Source organism: Microcystis aeruginosa NIES-843, assembly GCF_000010625.1.
Lineage (GTDB): Bacteria > Cyanobacteriota > Cyanobacteriia > Cyanobacteriales > Microcystaceae > Microcystis > Microcystis aeruginosa.
Genome location: NC_010296.1, coordinates 3,328,485 through 3,343,655, shown reverse-complemented (window position 1 = coordinate 3,343,655; position 15,171 = coordinate 3,328,485). Strand labels below are relative to the sequence as shown.

Sequence of the window (15,171 nt, the reverse complement as noted above, 5' to 3'; positions counted from 1 at the left end):
TACCATATTTTGTCCACCTTAAGGATAGGGTTATCCTTGATCTCGATCGGATTTTGTCAACTACTTTTTACAAAACTTAAATCAATTTTATACAAGTTTAAAAATATACAAATAAAGAGATAATTTTTGAAATAAATAAACCCAAAAAAGGGAGACAATTGCGGGGGCTGTAAATACACTTGAACGTATAACTTCCCCCTCGATTTAGCTTCCGGTGATGCTATCCCCATGGCCTTGACGGCAGCGGCGATCAATGGTTAAAAATAAACAGATGCTGGATCCCCATCCAACATCCGCGTTCTAACTCTGCACACATTTTGCTAAGTCCTCATGATAAGTTAAAAAACGCTTCCTTTTTGGGGGCGTTTTTATTTATTCGATTGAAAAAACCGATGACAATCATTACTAAAGCTGATAAGAAAGTGGGGTGTGGGGTGTGGGGTGTGGGGTGTGGGGTGTAGGGTGTAGGGTGTGGGGTGTAGGGTGTAGGGTGTGGTGCGATTCGTTGGCTAGAAACTAGACAGTAAGACGTTTAGAGGATTAGCCGCTTGGTAAATGTAGTACCTTGATAACTTTATAACCCTACAGGTGCGGGTTAGTAATAACCTTAGTCCTGTCCTCTAGATGCCTAGAGTGACGGCATTTCCTGCTGCTTTAGACTTGGTACATCTGAGGTAGTGAGCGAGGAAAAAAAAGCGGTATCTGATAGCCTAAATCAGAAACCCGTTGAGCCAGAACCTATGGATAGCCCTGGGGCGAAGATACGAATTAACCATCGTCAACACCCACGAGCCAAAAGGCTGACAGGCTCGAAACAAAAGTTAACAGAGTTGGGGCTGATAGCTCATACCACTATCAGTAAGGCATTCCCGTTACTCTGTTGTGGACAGTATCATCCTAAGGGTTCAACCAATGGTTATAGGGAACGAAGTAACCCTGATTGACTCTGCCCGTTCGGGGCAGTAGGAAACCATCCGCAAGTCAATAGAGGGAGAGGATGTCCTTAAAAGCCAAGGCTTTGAGTAATATCAAAGATATGCTGACAAAGGACGGGTAACTAGGAAGTCTAAGCAACAATCAACGGTCATATACGCCCTAAAACCAACAATCTTGTCTGGTGGGGATACAGCCAAGAGGGTTGAATAGACAAGGAAATAATAATTCCCATTATTATTCTACTAATGACAGTAGCCTAGTTACTCAGGAGCCGGATACGGCGAAAGTCGTAAGTCCGGTTTTGAAGCAGGGGGTGGGAAGGCGACTTCCTGCTCTACTGTAACGGGTGTAGGGTGTGGGGTGTGGTGCGATTCGTTGGCTAGAAACTAGACAGTAAGACGTTTAGAGGATTAGCCGCTTGGTAAATGTAGTACCTTGATAACTTTATAACCCTACAGGTGCGGGTTAGTAATAACCTTAGTCCTGTCCTCTAGATGCCTAGAGTGACGGCATTTCCTGCTGCTTTAGACTTGGTACATCTGAGGTAGTGAGCGAGGAAAAAAAAGCGGTATCTGATAGCCTAAATCAGAAACCCGTTGAGCCAGAACCTATGGATAGCCCTGGGGCGAAGATACGAATTAACCATCGTCAACACCCACGAGCCAAAAGGCTGACAGGCTCGAAACAAAAGTTAACAGAGTTGGGGCTGATAGCTCATACCACTATCAGTAAGGCATTCCCGTTACTCTGTTGTGGACAGTATCATCCTAAGGGTTCAACCAATGGTTATAGGGAACGAAGTAACCCTGATTGACTCTGCCCGTTCGGGGCAGTAGGAAACCATCCGCAAGTCAATAGAGGGAGAGGATGTCCTTAAAAGCCAAGGCTTTGAGTAATATCAAAGATATGCTGACAAAGGACGGGTAACTAGGAAGTCTAAGCAACAATCAACGGTCATATACGCCCTAAAACCAACAATCTTGTCTGGTGGGGATACAGCCAAGAGGGTTGAATAGACAAGGAAATAATAATTCCCATTATTATTCTACTAATGACAGTAGCCTAGTTACTCAGGAGCCGGATACGGCGAAAGTCGTAAGTCCGGTTTTGAAGCAGGGGGTGGGAAGGCGACTTCCTGCTCTACTGTAACGGGTGTGGGGAGAATAAAGCTGCCTATTGCCTATTGCCTATTGCCTATTGCCTATTGCCTATTGCCTATTGCCTATTGCCTATTGCCTCCTGACTGACTCCTGACTGACTCCTGATAACTGATAACTGATAACTGATAACTGATGAAAAGATTAGCTTGGTTCGATCGCTTAGTGTTAGCGACTATTTTGGCCTTAATTGCCGGGATATCGTCGATTTTGATCCAGGGAAATCAAGTTCCTACCCGAGGGGAGAATTTTAGCTGGCAAGGACGAAAAATCGGCGTTAGGGACAATTATTTTACTTTAAGTTTTAATCGACCGATTGACCGTTCCGACATAGAAACCGGACTGGTGATCGATCCTCCCTTGCCGGGTAAAATTAGCTGGTCTGGCGATCGCTTGACCTATACCTTGACGGAATTGCCCATCTACGGCAAAAAATATCAAGTAAAGTTACCCATTGCTCAAGGTGAGGACTTTATCGGGGAATTTTACACCCACGATCGAGCTTTTGCCTATATTGGAGTCAACCAAGAGGAAAGAGGTCGTTTAATCGTCTGTAATATCATTCAGGGGGCAAATAACGTCACAGAACTGAAAAAAACCATCCTTACCCCTGCGGATCTGGTGGTCACGGATTTTCAAATCTATCCGAGGGGAGAGAGAATTTTATTCTCGGCCTTCGATCGCTCTGACTTAGGACGAGACACCCCGAAACAGCAACTTTACACGATGACCACGGGTTTAAATCATGACGAAAATGGTCAAAATTTGCCCATTGGTCGTATAGAAAGGTTTTTAGATGCGAAAACCTATCAAAATCTGCGCTTTGATCTCTCAGATAACGGCAAAACCCTAATCGTGCAGAGAATCAATCACGGGAATCCGGGGGATGCCAGTTTATGGGTAATCAGCGATGATGGACAATCGCGACCGTTAGGAATACAAGGGGATATTTTTTTACTATCTCCCGACGGTAAAAAAGCGGTTGTCAGTCAAACGGGAGGGGTAGCGGTGATTCCTTTGGATGTGCAAGGGGGAAAACCGCAATTTTTGCCTACCTACGAGAAAATACTCGCTTTTTCCCGGGATGGTCGCCAAAAACTCATGGTGAAATCGGAACCAGATAATCAGCGATCGCTATTTTTGCTCAATGATCAGGGAGAGTCAAGACTACTATTAAGAACAGCTAATCCGATTATTAGCTGTGAATTTGAACCGCGACAGGAAAAAACCCTTTACTGTCTGAAAAGCGATCTGGTTATGGGCAGCGATGGCAAGGTGAAAGAAGAACCATTTTTAGCGATTATTGAGCTAAAAACGGGTAAAATGATCCCCCTGCTGGCCTTACCTAATTATCGTGACGTGCAGATGAGTATGTCTCCCGATGGCGTGGCCTTATTATTTGATCAGTTAGCAACCACACCCTTTGGAGTCAGAAATGATTTAGTCACCGGGGAGGGGTCGAGCATTGCCGATGGTCGTCTCTGGTTATTACCACTCCCCGATCAATTCAGTCCCAATAGCACCCCGAAAATTTTACCTCAAGAACTCAACGCCGGTTTTAAACCCCGTTGGCTGCCCTAAAATTATTGATCGGTAGCTACGTTATCAGGTTCAAGAGTTAAGTTTTCAGTGAATTTATGCTACTTCAGCGATTTGCTTTTTTATTGCGTCCTAGTGGCGATATCGAGATCGAGCGGGGGATTCGGACTTTATTAGCGATTGCGGTACCGATTATTATCGGTGATATTTTAGATCAGTCAGAATTGGGGTTAATGGTCGGTTTAGCGGCTCAAATCTTGATTTTAGCCGATGCAGGGGGACTTTACTGCCTGAGAGCGCAAACCCTAGTCGCTACGACTATCGGGATGGCTCTAGCTTTGATTATCGGCACATTAGCCAGTGCTTGGCTAGGATTGACCGTAGTGATAGTTTTTTGCGGGTTGTTTCTAGCGGGTTATTTGACGGTTTACGGGGAAAATGGGGCGTTAGCTGGGGTAGTAATTAGTTTATTGCTGCTTTTTGCTGTTTCTTTGCCATCGGGAGATATTGTCGTCGCTTTACAACGGGCCGGAATCGCTGTGTTGGGAGGGGGATGGACAATTTTTTTAGCCCTGTTTATCTGGCCTTTTCGCCCTAATCAGCCTTTACGTCAGGTAACGGCGGAAAATTTTCAGGGTATCGCCACTTATCTCCGCTCTTTGCCCTTACACTCTCGTTCTAATGCTAATGAGGAGCCATATTTTGACAAAATCCGCCAACTGTTGCTCCGTTCTAGGAAAACTGTCACCTTGACGCGTCGGGGACGTTGGGGAAAAAGTGAGCTGCGGGAATTGTTAATCGTCTTGATCGAAGATAGCGATCGCATTAATACCAGCTTAATCGCGCTGCGAGAATTGCTTCATCTTCATCCCTTGCCACAACTGACCACGGTGGGTATTTTATTAGAAGATATTCTCGTGCAAGTGGCGGAAATTAGCGAAGATATTGCCTGGTTAATTTTGGGTAGAAATAAACGACCGGATTGTGAGCGCTTGCAGCTATTACTCAAGGCGATCGAGCAACAAAAAAACCTGCAAGCTAAAGTTTTAGAAAATGCCCAGGATGATTATAGCAGTTATGTGGCAATTTCGCAATTAAATAATCGTTTAAAAAAATTATTTAAACAGCTAAAAATAGCCAGTGAAACAGCGCAACATTTGCGGCAAAGCGAGAACTTTTCCGATAAAAAAAATCCCTGGCAGCGGAACTTTGAAGGTATAGAAAAAGAGTACAGTCAAGAAAAAGCTTGGTGGGAACCATTAAAATCTAATTTTAATCTAGAATCGCCCCTATTTCGCCATGGTTTACGCTTGGGTTTGGGAAGTGCGCTAGGAGTTTTGATTTACCATAAGCTAGGAATTACCCATAGTTTTTGGATTGGTTTAACCTTAGTTATTGTGTTAAAACCAGATTTTAGCTTGACTTTTCAACGCTTTTTTAATCGGGTGTTTGGCACGATTTTAGGCTCGTTTTTTGTTTTGGCATTGTTGCCAATTATAGATAATCCGATCTGGTTAGAAATTATTGGGATGATTTCTATAGCGATCGCTTTAGCTTTGGTGCGATTTCACTATAGTTTGGCCGTATTTTTTATCACAATTTTTGCTTTAATCATCAGTCGTCTGGATGCCAGCAATGACGGTATTAATTTAGAGTATATCAGAATAGTTTATACTTTAATCGGTAGTGCTTTAGCCTTTGCACTTTCCTTCGGTTTTTTACGGTTTAATGAAGATGAACGTTTTTCCCTCGCTGCCATTAAAGCATTAGAAGCTAATCAAATATTTTTTCAGTCAGTTATGGCAGTTTATTTGGGAGAATCATCCTATCAAACTGCAATTTTATCTTCCCATCGCAATAAAGCTCGACGAGCAAATACAACTATGCAAACGGCCCTACAAAGATTAATTGATGATCCTAGCACACCTTTTCCACAAATGGAACCGGCAATCACTTTAAGTAATTATATTCCCCGTTTTGGTCGCGGGGTGACAGTTTTGTTGACGGAATTGGAACAATATCGAGGTAGTCCTCCCCATCCTAATCTGAGTCTGTTCACGCAACAAATAACCCAAGCTTTGACGCAATTAACCCAAGCTTTGCAAACAAATAATCCTCCTCTTCCCTTACCTCCCCTCGAAGATACTTTAGAAGAAGTCCTCGATCATTTGCAGGAATTGCGAGAGGAAAGGTTAGTAGAAATTGGCAATCAACAAGAGGGAACTAATCTCCATAAATATTTAGGGGATTATAATATTGTCACCACGGAACTTGTGGAATTATCCAGTCGTGTGGGGGTAATGAACACAGCAATCGATCGTTTTATTAGAAGTTAAAATTTAGTTATGACAAGAGAATTTAGCAGTCAGGAGGAAAATCGATTAACTTCGATAATTTCCGTATATTCAAAATTATTAGGACTGCGTTTCACTAGAGAATAATCAACACCATGAAGATTAATTAAATCCTCTTGACAATCCGCTTTCGGAGAATTATAAACTAACACATATTCTTTACCAATATAGGGAGAAATCTCGGTTTCTACTTCTCCTCTCCATTGAGTTTTTGTCACTAAAACAATTAACTGATTGGCTAATTTAGGAATAGCGATCGCAACTTGCCGACGATAGATATGATCAAGACTACCAAAAGGAGAATCCATCACCAGAGGAAAAGTGCTGCTATCAATTCCCATCAAAGTATTTTTCTGACTCCATTCTCGCACTCGATCAATAATTCCCCCGATAAAAGATAAACTGAGAATCTGATTTTCTCCGGTAGAAGCTGCCACGGGAATGGCGAATCCTGTCGTATTTTCTAATAGTCTTACCTCGTAATCGGGACTAATACGGGGAATATAGGGAGTAAAAGAAATTGAGTTAAAGATTTCCTGTACCCGTTTTTCTAAGGACAAACGAAACTGATTTTCTAATCTCTGTCTTACCTCACTAATGCGATTAATTGCCTCTTGAGTCGCTAAACTACGTCGTTGTCCTAAATTAGATTTTTCCTCTTTTTGTTGCTGTTTTTGTACCTGTTTTTGCAGGGATTCTAACTCTTTTTCATAGATATCTAGTTGATTTTTATTGCTGCCCTGTTCCAATCGTAAATCTTTGAGGGAATCCTCGATCGCATCTAAACGAGATTGCAGATTTTTAATATCTTCATCGGGATAATGGCGAAATTTATCCCGAACTTCATCTAATTCTGATTCTACCAAAGATAATTCTAAGCGCCACTGGTGAATATTAGCTTGATAACTATCCACTTCTTGCCAAAAATCTAACACCCGTTTATCTATTTCTCTGACTGTGGAAGATAAGCGAATGGCCGCTTCTTCCACATCGGCCATTCCTGCTTTATTCATCCAGTCTTGTACCTCTAAATAAGCTTGGCTATTTTCCTGTAATTCCTGGCCACAAATACATTTTTTCCGCTCTAATAATTGTTGGACAAATTGCTGTTTGATACCACTGGGTAATTCCCCTTGTTGTCGCAGGCGATCGATTAATTGCTGAAAATTTTGATTAATTTCTTTTAAAAAGACTTGATAAGCTTGCTGGGAAATTAATTTCTTTAACTTATCCTTAGTTCTCACTAAATCTTGCCGCAGATTTCTTTCCTGTTGTTCTAATTTTTCTTTTAACTGTTTTAATTCCTCGGCACCACTTAACTCTAATAAGCGATTAGTCACGGCTTTTTTTAATTCTTCCTGCTGGGATAACTGGTTAATAATATCCTGCTGACGCTGTTTTAATTTCTCGAAATCCTGCTCGATTTTACTTTCCTGTTTCAATAACTTTTTTAAATCCGATTCTCCTAAATCTTTAAGCTCATCTTGTAAAGATTTTTTAGCTTTTTTTAAATGCTCGATCGCTCGATCTAATACTTTAACTCCCAATAATTCTTTTGTATCCTCGGCGATTTTACCTTGGCTACTACTGCGAAATTGATGATCGATATATTCCCCATCAAAAAAGAAATAACGGTGTAAACTTTCGGGTAAAATTTGATTAATAATATCCTCTGGTGGTTGATTGGGTGTGTACCAATTGCCATCATCACCAGCGTAGAGCATATATAAACTATTTTGACCGTATTTAATTTTACTATTTACATCTTGATAGGCGAAAAATTTTCGTTTTACCTGATAGCGTTTATTTTCATGTTCAAAGTTTACTTCTGCGGAACATTCTATGGAAGTTCCCGTGCTTACTTCGGTAATTGCCCGTTTATTAACTAATAACTCTGGTTCGGCAAAAGCTGCTGTAAATTTTTCATAAAGTACCCAAGTACAAGCATTTAAAATGGTTGTTTTTCCCGCACCATTATTGCCATAAATTACCGTTGTATTGCGAGAACTTGCCGCTAAATGTATCTCGGGAGTCTTGCCATAAAATTGTCGAAAATTACATAACTTTATTGATAGTAGTTTCATATTTATATAGAGGGGAAGTGGGGAGGTGGGGAGGTGGGGAGGTGGGGAAGTGGGGAGGTGGGGAAGTGGGGAGGTGGGGAGACCACTTCGTGCGCGTTGCGGGGGGAAGTGGAGCATTTGGAGGAAATTTCCCTAAACCCCTAAATCCCTATCACCCTATCACCCCAAAACCCTATCACCCTATCTCCTGACTCCTGATAGCTAAAAGCTAATTATTGGATTACTTCTTTAATAATCGTTAAAACATCATCATTGATATTGCGAGGATTGCGCTGGTATAACTTATCTCTTTCCAATTTTAAAACTCGATCGATGATTTTTCGCACATCTTCGGGAGCGTTTAAAATCGGTTCTTGGATATTTTGGAGATTATTATCAGGATTAATCATAGGGCAGATTTTTTAATATTTACAGCCGCTGCATCTCAAACAAAATCCTTGCCGGGGTAAGTTAATCTATTACTAACGCACCCTCAGCCTAGATTGTTTTCCTAGACGAAACTTAAATAGGGTAACTTTTGCGCGGTAGATTGAATCAGATCGAGATTTTGTAACAGCTGCCCGCAGGTATCCCAACCCCCTTCTATTAACATCTGTCGGGAACCTTCATTCATAGAGACGGTAGCGACAAAATCCCCCCATTCCACTGTCATGGTTGTCAAGGAAAGATCGACGGGAATTTCGGGATTAGCTGTAATTAAATCCTGTAAATGGGTGATGGTTTTTGCCTCGGCAGTGACACAGGGAACCCCATTAGCGATACAATTGCCAAAAAATATTTCGGCGAAACTTTCCCCGATAATTGCTTGTATTCCCCAACGTAAAATCGCTTGCGGTGCGTGTTCCCGAGAAGAGCCACAACCAAAATTACCATTGACTACCAAAATTTTCGCCCCTTGGTACTGGGGTAGATCAAAAGGATGACTCCCCTGTAAAGCCGCTCGATCATCAGCGAACACTTGTTCGCCTAAACCTTCAAAGGTGATACAACGCAAAAAACGAGCCGGAATAATGCGATCGGTGTCAATATCGTTGCCTCGCAAGGGTAAAGCTCGTCCGGAGATGGTTTTAACTTGACTCATGATCTTTTTCTAACTTTTACTAGCAGTAACAAAAAAAGTGGTTGCATCTTGCCATACTCCCTGATCGGTGGCATTTTTCTCGATTTCTCGGCGATAATTGTTCACTAGAGTCGCAATTTCGGCAGCCGATAGGCGGTCGAAAGGGTTATGCTGAGGATAAAAATACTGCCCATACCAGAAGTTTTTGGCGGTTTCTAGGGGCAAATATCGACCTAGTTGTTCGACATTGACCGATATATTGGTAAATCCCGCATTTTCCAGCAATTGATGGCATTTTTCTGGGGTGGCGATGGGAGTGTGCAGATTAGGCAACTCAAAACCATAGGTTTCGCGACAAACACCACTGATCAAGGGTAGGAAGTGGGATTCTAAATTATTACAGGAAAAAGCGATCGAACCGCCTTTTTTTAACCATTGATACCATTTTGCCAGCACTTGCGGGATATCGGGGAAAAGTGCGATCGCCAGAGAACAGGTGATCAGATCGAAACTAGACTCGGCAAAGTCAATAGCAGCTATATCGGCGTTAATTAGGTCAATATTCTCGATATTTAATGCTTCTAGCTTTTTTTCGGCTCTGGCAATCATTTCCGGCGTGAAATCAACCCCGATGACACTTTTCACTTTTGGGGCAATTGCGACCGCTATAAATCCCGTTCCCGTTGCCACGTCTAGCACAGATTGGCTTTTTTGTAAATAGAGATAATTTACTAATTTAAGGGCGCGAGCTTGCGTAAAATCGTTATCGTAATCGTGACGAAGGGCATAAAAATCAATTACTTGACGCTGATAATCGTTGCTCATCTTCTCTATTGCCCAATTATCGACAAAGACTGACCCAATTGACTTAAATTAAGAGCATGGCCGCCGGTAACTAGATAAACCGCGTCTGCTATTGTGCCAATTCTACGACAGAGATCGCCTAAACGATCGCGAAACAGACGACCGAGGGGATAAGCGGGAACCACACCCCAACCGGTTTCTTCCGCTACCAGAATAACATCAACGGCCGCGTTTTTGAGGGAATACAAGAATCGATCGCTAATTTCTAACCATTCAGCTGCCGACATTTCTAAACAATTGGCTACCCAAGTACCGAGGGAATCGATCAATAAACAGTGAGTAAATGGGCTATTATCAATAGTTTCGCTTAATTGTCGGGGAATTTCTTGGGTTTGCCATTGGGGTAAACGTCGCTGCCGGTGTCTTTCAATGCGATCGCACCATTCTTGATCTTTTTCATCCACCGAGGAGGTGGCGATATAAATAACGGGTTTTTGGCTGATTTTGGCTAAATATTCGGCCCATTCACTTTTCCCAGAACGGGCAGCCCCTGTAACTAGGATAATTTTTTCATCCACGATCGAGATTTTGGCAAATAACTACAGTATATACGGGAGAAAACTGTCCTATTCTCGATCATCAAAACGGTGAATATCATCATCTCCTAAATATTCGCCATTTTGCACCTCGATCATCACCAGAGGAATAGAACCGGGGTTTTCCACCCGATGACGGGTATTCATGGGAACGTATGTAGATTCTTTTTGTTTGAGGAGAGTTTCTTTTTCATCACAAATTACCCGCGCTGTACCGGAGACGACAATCCAGTGTTCACTGCGATGGTAGTGCATTTGGGTACTCATCTGATGGCCGGGTTTAATGACAATGCGATTGATGCGATACCGCGGACCTTCCTCCAATACCGTCACCGTTCCCCAGGGGGGAGTCCGCGTCATTTCTAGGTCTTGGGGAGAAGGGGAGGGAGCATTAATTAAGTCATCCATGGCGGTGGTCTCCAAACTTGATTAACATTCTAGTGGACAATCTCTGGTTTGCAGCTATTAGCTAAAGGTGTGTGGGGTGTGGGGTGTGGGGTGTGGGGTGTGGGGTGATGGGGTGATGGGGTGATGGGGTGATGGGGTGATGGGGTGATGGGGGAGATGGGGGAGATGGGGTGATGGGGTGATGGGGTGATGGGGTGATGGGGAGAATAAATAAAGTAATCTATTGACTCCTGACTCCTGTATCCTGTATCCTGTGTCCTGACTCCTGACTCCTGTATCCTGTATCCTGTCTCCTGTATCCTGTATCCTGTCTCCTGATAACTGATAACTGATTCAGGAGGGCAATTGTTTAAAATCAAAATTTGTCTCTTTTCCCTTGACAGATGGCTCGGTTTGTGCTAGGCGATTAGCCATTTGTACCAGATCCACCCCGGTAGCTTGACGCAATTGTTCAGCAAAGGCAGTCATTTTCGGGACAAGATTACCATCACCTCCGTCCACTACCGTCACCGTTTGCACCTGCACTTCTGGGACACTAGCGACCATTAATTTCAGCAATAACTCCAATTTTTGGTATAAAAAGATGTTTTTAGCGTTATTTCCCGCTCCTTGCCAAGATGCCGCCAGTTTTTTGGTTCCTTCCGCTTGCGCTTTCCCCTGTTCGATAATTTTGGCCGCTTCCCCCCGGGCTTTTGCGATCGCTTGTTGACATTCCGCTGCCGCAGGGGCGATCACATCTGCTTGTAATTGCTGTTTCACCTGCTTAATTCGGGCGTTTTGTACCGCCACTTCGGCCTGTACTTTAGCTAAATCCGACATAACCACCGATTCTACCTCAGCAATCATGGCGCCACGCTTAGTTTGAGTGTCGCGCACCCGTTTTTCTGCGTCAGCTTTGGCTATTTCTAAATCTTTTTGGATACGACGCAAAGCGGTTAGGCGTAGATTCTCGGAATCCTTGATAATCGATGTTTTTCGGGCTTTTGCTTCTGCTATCCGGGCATCTCTCTGTAATTCGGCTTTTTGCTTCCGTCCGATCGAATCGAGATAACGCACCTCATCGGAGATATTCTGGATCTGCAAACTATCCAAAACTAAACCCAATTTTTCTAGATCCTGTTCCGCTTCTTCCAGGAGACTTTTAGCGAAAGCGATCTGATCGGAGTTCGCTTGTTCTGGGGTTAAATTGGCCAAGACACCGCGCAAATTGCCCTCTAGGGTTTCTTTAGCCAATTGTTCGATTTCCTTGCGTTTCTTGCCCAATAAACGCTCGATCGCATTATAAATAATCGGTTCTTCCCCGGCAATTTTAATATTCGCCACCCCGGTGACGATCAACGGCACACCGCCCTTAGAATAGGCATTAACCACCCTGAGATCGATGATCATGTTGGTCAGGTCCATTCGATACACTTGTTCTAGCATAGGTAAACGAATACTGCTGCCCCCTTTTACCAAACGATAACCGATGGTTTTGCCCGTGGCCGTGGGACGACGACTGCCGGCAAAAATTAAGACTTCGCTCGGTTGACAGATATGGTAATAGTTACGGATGACTAATAAACCCGCACCTGTGCCTAAACCGAAAACTCCCAGTAAAACAGCGATAAATTCCATAGATTTTATTACGGTCGATGCTCGGATCAAATTAACTAAATTGTATCCATCAATTTCCAACTTTGACAGACCAGTAGTCTAGTAGGGTGTAGGTAGGGTTTGCGGCAAAAAGTTTTTCGTGGGGGTAGGGTGTGGCCCCCCCAACCCCCCCGACATCGGGGGGGCAGGTGGGGTGTGGGGTTTTACCGATTTTCAGGTGGTCAATTACCTAATTTTCAGGGAAAAAGTCCCGGAATTTTCCCCCCAATCACTCCAATGGTCGGCACTTTTTGAGGGAAAAAAAGTCTAAAAACCTTATCCAACAAGGTTGTTAGATTTATTCAGCAAATCCTAGGTACATCGAAAATTAAAATAAGTTAATGATAGAGTAAAATCCTCTAGTTTTATGTTGACTTCAATCAAATTGCTTCTAAAATCTACACATAAGTACCTAAGCAAAATTAATTACACATATCTAACCACCTCTTGCCTCTTGCCTCTTGCCTCTTGCCTATCTTCACTAGGAAATTAATTTTGCACGACTACTTAACTTTATTCGTAGAGCCAATTATTCAATGTATGAATAATCTCAAAAAATCTCTCGGCATTTGTTGACCGTCGCTTCTGCTGCTGTGGGTGTCCCCGAACCTACGGGTGTTCTTGGTTATATCACACTGGGCGGTTTAATGCTACTAGGGGGTACTGTCCGCAAAGCGAGAAAATAATGTCCCAGAGAGAGGAGGCGCGGGTTTCCTCTCTCTTTTTTTGGGGGGTTTTTGAGCCTTCAGGTTTGAGGATCTATCCCTAATTCCCGCAATCGTGCCGCTAGTTGTTCTGCTCGTTGTTTAGCCGCAGAAGCCTCTTGTTTAGCCGCAAAAGCCTCTTGTTTGGCCGCAATTAACTCCTCATCGGCCAGGGGAATCAACTCTCCCCCCAGCGTCAACCAGCGTAACCATAGCCGCTCAATTCCCCGATAGGAACCTTGCCACAAACCTAAGCTCAATTCTAGTTGAGGAATCGGTAAGCGTCCCTCCACTAAAGTCACGGGTTGGTAATAACCACCTATCAGTTCAAACGCCTGAAGTTGGTTAGTATAGCGACTGAAAACCACATAGTAGGGAATCCGCAGAATCTGTTCATAAACTGTCCACTTAGTTGGCGGTTCCCCGGGTTGGCGTAGTTCTTCGCCTAAATCTTGATTTTCCGTACCTGGAGACAATAATTCCACCACAATCGTCGGAGAAACCCCTTCCTGCCAAATCACATAGCTTAAGCGCAGGTCATGGCCATCGTAGAGGCGAGGAACACCAACCACCCCAAACCAATCGGGACGCTTGTACCATTGGGGGTGTCTGACATTGTAGTAAAGGTTGAGGTCAGCGGCACTAAAAACTAGGTCTGGTTCCCAGTTGGGAGGCTGGAAAGTCAGCAGTAATAACTGAGGTTGTAATAGGTGAAATTCGTCAGGCAAACCGGGTTCCAGTGGATTGTCACTAGGTAAATCGTACATCGTCGGCAAGGATTGCCGGGGGGAAAGGGGAGGGTCAGATTGGGGAATGGTGAAGCTAGGTGTAGTCATTTCAGTTATCAGTTATCAGTTATCAGTTATCAGTTACCACTCAGGCTCTTCTCGACTTTGTGTGATAATTTTTGCTTATAGAATCGTGAAATGTTTACTGGGAAAGACTTTTAGGACTATTTTGCTGAAGAAACTATCAGTATAGACCTAGTTTCCACACAGAAACCAGAAGAGCCCCACTCAGACCTCTCAAACATTGTAACGGTATTATTTAGAAAAGGGGTTTCTTTCAGAAACCCCTTTTCTGTGTAGGGTGCGTTAAGCGGCTATCAATTTGTCATCAAAAAAACCAAACTACAAACTACACTGTAATCTTGATTGAACTAACAGCGTCATTTTCATGATTTATTTCTGGCATTTTTGAAGCGACCGTTATCGTTAATTTCAATCCTAAAGCTTGAAGCCAAGAGGTTAGTTGATTCATGGCTTCAGGTGCAGGTTTTTGCATTAGTTCTTCCAATTGCTTCGCCTGAATTTTGATTTGTTCTGGTGTTAGATTTTGAGGGCCAAGGGCTTCTAGGACGTGATTGAACGCAAGTCTGAGTAATTCTGATTCAAATTCATATTCATCTCCCTCGAGATGAGTTTCCAGATAAACTGCTGCATAATGGGAATCTTTAAGAGATTCGATCAGGGAATCATGATAACTATCACTGACTGGCATTTTCTCGGCTCCTATAGTCTTGCCAATATTTTTGAGCTATTTCAATGTCTTTAGCTTGCGTTTTTTTATCTCCTCCACACAGGAGTAAGATAATCGTTGTTCCGATTTGTCCAAAGTAAACGCGATAACCAGAACCATAGTCTATTCGTAGTTCATAAACTCCTGCTCAAAGCTGATTTATAATCCCCTAAGTTACCTAAATTAACCCGGTTTAGGCGTTGAGCAATTTTAGTTTTAGCCTTAATATCCCGCAAAGAATCGAGCCATTGGGCAAAGGGAACTTTGCCGTCACTGGTAACATAACGTCGAATTTCTCTGGGTTGAGCCGCCATGGAATAATTATAGCAGTTATACTATTTTTCTAAAGTAATGGCAGATATGGTTAATTACCCTC

The 15,171-nt window shown here is 43.1% G+C and carries 14 protein-coding genes and 2 pseudogenes; 6 read left to right on the top strand and 10 right to left on the bottom strand.

Annotated features, from left to right (window positions below; translation table 11 throughout):
* The first annotated feature begins 317 nt into the window (after nt 1-317).
* The 3 genes from MAE_RS33435 to MAE_RS16005 all read left to right on the top strand — a co-directional run bounded on the left by MAE_RS33435 (nt 318) and on the right by MAE_RS16005 (nt 5,968).
* Entirely contained in the window at nt 318-461 is a 144-nt protein-coding gene (locus tag MAE_RS33435; RefSeq protein WP_002755677.1) for a hypothetical protein, read from the top strand.
* A gap of 1,767 nt (nt 462-2,228) precedes the next feature.
* Nucleotides 2,229-3,674 (top strand): Ig-like domain-containing protein, encoded by a 1,446-nt coding sequence (locus MAE_RS16010; protein ID WP_012266508.1) that lies wholly within the window; start codon nt 2,229-2,231, stop codon nt 3,672-3,674.
* A gap of 56 nt (nt 3,675-3,730) precedes the next feature.
* A complete protein-coding gene (locus MAE_RS16005; protein ID WP_012266507.1) occupies nt 3,731-5,968 on the top strand; it encodes an FUSC family protein in 2,238 nt (745 codons plus the stop codon).
* Between the two features lie 29 nt (nt 5,969-5,997).
* Here MAE_RS16005 and MAE_RS16000 read toward each other — a convergent pair whose 3' ends face one another.
* Nucleotides 5,998-8,070, bottom strand: coding sequence for an AAA family ATPase (locus MAE_RS16000; protein ID WP_012266506.1), 2,073 nt, complete (start codon nt 8,068-8,070; stop codon nt 5,998-6,000).
* Here MAE_RS16000 and MAE_RS32420 point away from each other — a divergent pair.
* Nucleotides 8,055-8,261, top strand: a complete 207-nt coding sequence (locus tag MAE_RS32420; protein ID WP_125730508.1) for a hypothetical protein — start codon at nt 8,055-8,057, stop codon at nt 8,259-8,261. The genes MAE_RS16000 and MAE_RS32420 overlap by 16 nt on opposite strands.
* A 21-nt stretch (nt 8,262-8,282) precedes the next feature.
* On the opposite strand, the gene MAE_RS34140 is transcribed toward MAE_RS32420, so the two are convergent.
* From MAE_RS34140 to MAE_RS15975, 6 genes are all read right to left on the bottom strand, one after another.
* Nucleotides 8,283-8,459, bottom strand: a complete 177-nt coding sequence (locus MAE_RS34140; RefSeq protein WP_012266504.1) for a hypothetical protein — start codon at nt 8,457-8,459, stop codon at nt 8,283-8,285.
* 101 nt (nt 8,460-8,560) lie between these two features.
* Nucleotides 8,561-9,151 (bottom strand): 3-isopropylmalate dehydratase small subunit, encoded by a 591-nt coding sequence (leuD, locus tag MAE_RS15995; RefSeq protein WP_002792549.1) that lies wholly within the window; start codon nt 9,149-9,151, stop codon nt 8,561-8,563.
* A gap of 9 nt (nt 9,152-9,160) precedes the next feature.
* On the bottom strand, nt 9,161-9,955 hold the full coding sequence (locus MAE_RS15990) for a class I SAM-dependent methyltransferase (protein WP_012266503.1): 795 nt from the start codon (nt 9,953-9,955) through the stop codon (nt 9,161-9,163).
* A gap of 5 nt (nt 9,956-9,960) precedes the next feature.
* Nucleotides 9,961-10,512: a bifunctional adenosylcobinamide kinase/adenosylcobinamide-phosphate guanylyltransferase gene (cobU, locus tag MAE_RS15985; RefSeq protein ID WP_012266502.1), complete on the bottom strand. Its 552-nt coding sequence runs from the start codon at nt 10,510-10,512 to the stop codon at nt 9,961-9,963.
* Between the two features lie 48 nt (nt 10,513-10,560).
* Nucleotides 10,561-10,938 carry a phosphomannose isomerase type II C-terminal cupin domain gene (locus tag MAE_RS15980; protein ID WP_012266501.1) on the bottom strand — a complete coding sequence of 126 codons (378 nt, stop codon included), beginning with the start codon at nt 10,936-10,938 and terminating at the stop codon, nt 10,561-10,563.
* 333 nt (nt 10,939-11,271) lie between these two features.
* Nucleotides 11,272-12,555: a flotillin family protein gene (locus tag MAE_RS15975; RefSeq protein ID WP_012266500.1), complete on the bottom strand. Its 1,284-nt coding sequence runs from the start codon at nt 12,553-12,555 to the stop codon at nt 11,272-11,274.
* Nucleotides 12,556-12,673: 118 nt separating this feature from the next.
* On the opposite strand from MAE_RS15975, the gene MAE_RS33835 reads away from it, so the two are divergent.
* A complete protein-coding gene (locus MAE_RS33835) occupies nt 12,674-12,844 on the top strand; it encodes a hypothetical protein (RefSeq protein WP_012266499.1) in 171 nt (56 codons plus the stop codon).
* Nucleotides 12,845-13,160: 316 nt separating this feature from the next.
* Nucleotides 13,161-13,259 (top strand): annotated as a pseudogene (locus tag MAE_RS35160) (PEP-CTERM sorting domain-containing protein); the annotation flags it as partial.
* A gap of 59 nt (nt 13,260-13,318) precedes the next feature.
* Here MAE_RS35160 and MAE_RS15970 read toward each other — a convergent pair.
* From MAE_RS15970 to MAE_RS36130, 3 genes and pseudogenes are all read right to left on the bottom strand, one after another.
* The gene (locus MAE_RS15970) at nt 13,319-14,113 is read right to left on the bottom strand and encodes a Uma2 family endonuclease (RefSeq protein ID WP_012266498.1); all 795 of its coding nucleotides are present in this window, start codon (nt 14,111-14,113) and stop codon (nt 13,319-13,321) included.
* A 301-nt stretch (nt 14,114-14,414) separates the two neighbouring features.
* Nucleotides 14,415-14,777, bottom strand: coding sequence for a DNA-binding protein (locus MAE_RS15965; RefSeq protein WP_012266497.1), 363 nt, complete (start codon nt 14,775-14,777; stop codon nt 14,415-14,417).
* A pseudogene (locus MAE_RS36130) lies at nt 14,764-15,109 on the bottom strand (type II toxin-antitoxin system RelE/ParE family toxin). Before MAE_RS36130 ends, MAE_RS15965 begins: the two are co-directional and overlap by 14 nt.
* Between the last annotated feature and the right edge of the window lie 62 nt (nt 15,110-15,171).

Coding starts and splice junctions, on each gene's coding strand:
- MAE_RS16010 (WP_012266508.1), top strand. CDS start 2,229: ATGAAAAGATTAGCTTGGTTCGATCGCTTAGTGTTAGCGACTATTTTG.
- leuD (WP_002792549.1), bottom strand. CDS start 9,151: ATGAGTCAAGTTAAAACCATCTCCGGACGAGCTTTACCCTTGCGAGGC.
- MAE_RS15990 (WP_012266503.1), bottom strand. CDS start 9,955: ATGAGCAACGATTATCAGCGTCAAGTAATTGATTTTTATGCCCTTCGT.
- MAE_RS15975 (WP_012266500.1), bottom strand. CDS start 12,555: ATGGAATTTATCGCTGTTTTACTGGGAGTTTTCGGTTTAGGCACAGGT.
- MAE_RS15980 (WP_012266501.1), bottom strand. CDS start 10,938: ATGGATGACTTAATTAATGCTCCCTCCCCTTCTCCCCAAGACCTAGAA.
- MAE_RS34140 (WP_012266504.1), bottom strand. CDS start 8,459: ATGATTAATCCTGATAATAATCTCCAAAATATCCAAGAACCGATTTTA.
- MAE_RS15970 (WP_012266498.1), bottom strand. CDS start 14,113: ATGACTACACCTAGCTTCACCATTCCCCAATCTGACCCTCCCCTTTCC.
- MAE_RS16000 (WP_012266506.1), bottom strand. CDS start 8,070: ATGAAACTACTATCAATAAAGTTATGTAATTTTCGACAATTTTATGGC.
- MAE_RS15965 (WP_012266497.1), bottom strand. CDS start 14,777: ATGCCAGTCAGTGATAGTTATCATGATTCCCTGATCGAATCTCTTAAA.
- MAE_RS16005 (WP_012266507.1), top strand. CDS start 3,731: ATGCTACTTCAGCGATTTGCTTTTTTATTGCGTCCTAGTGGCGATATC.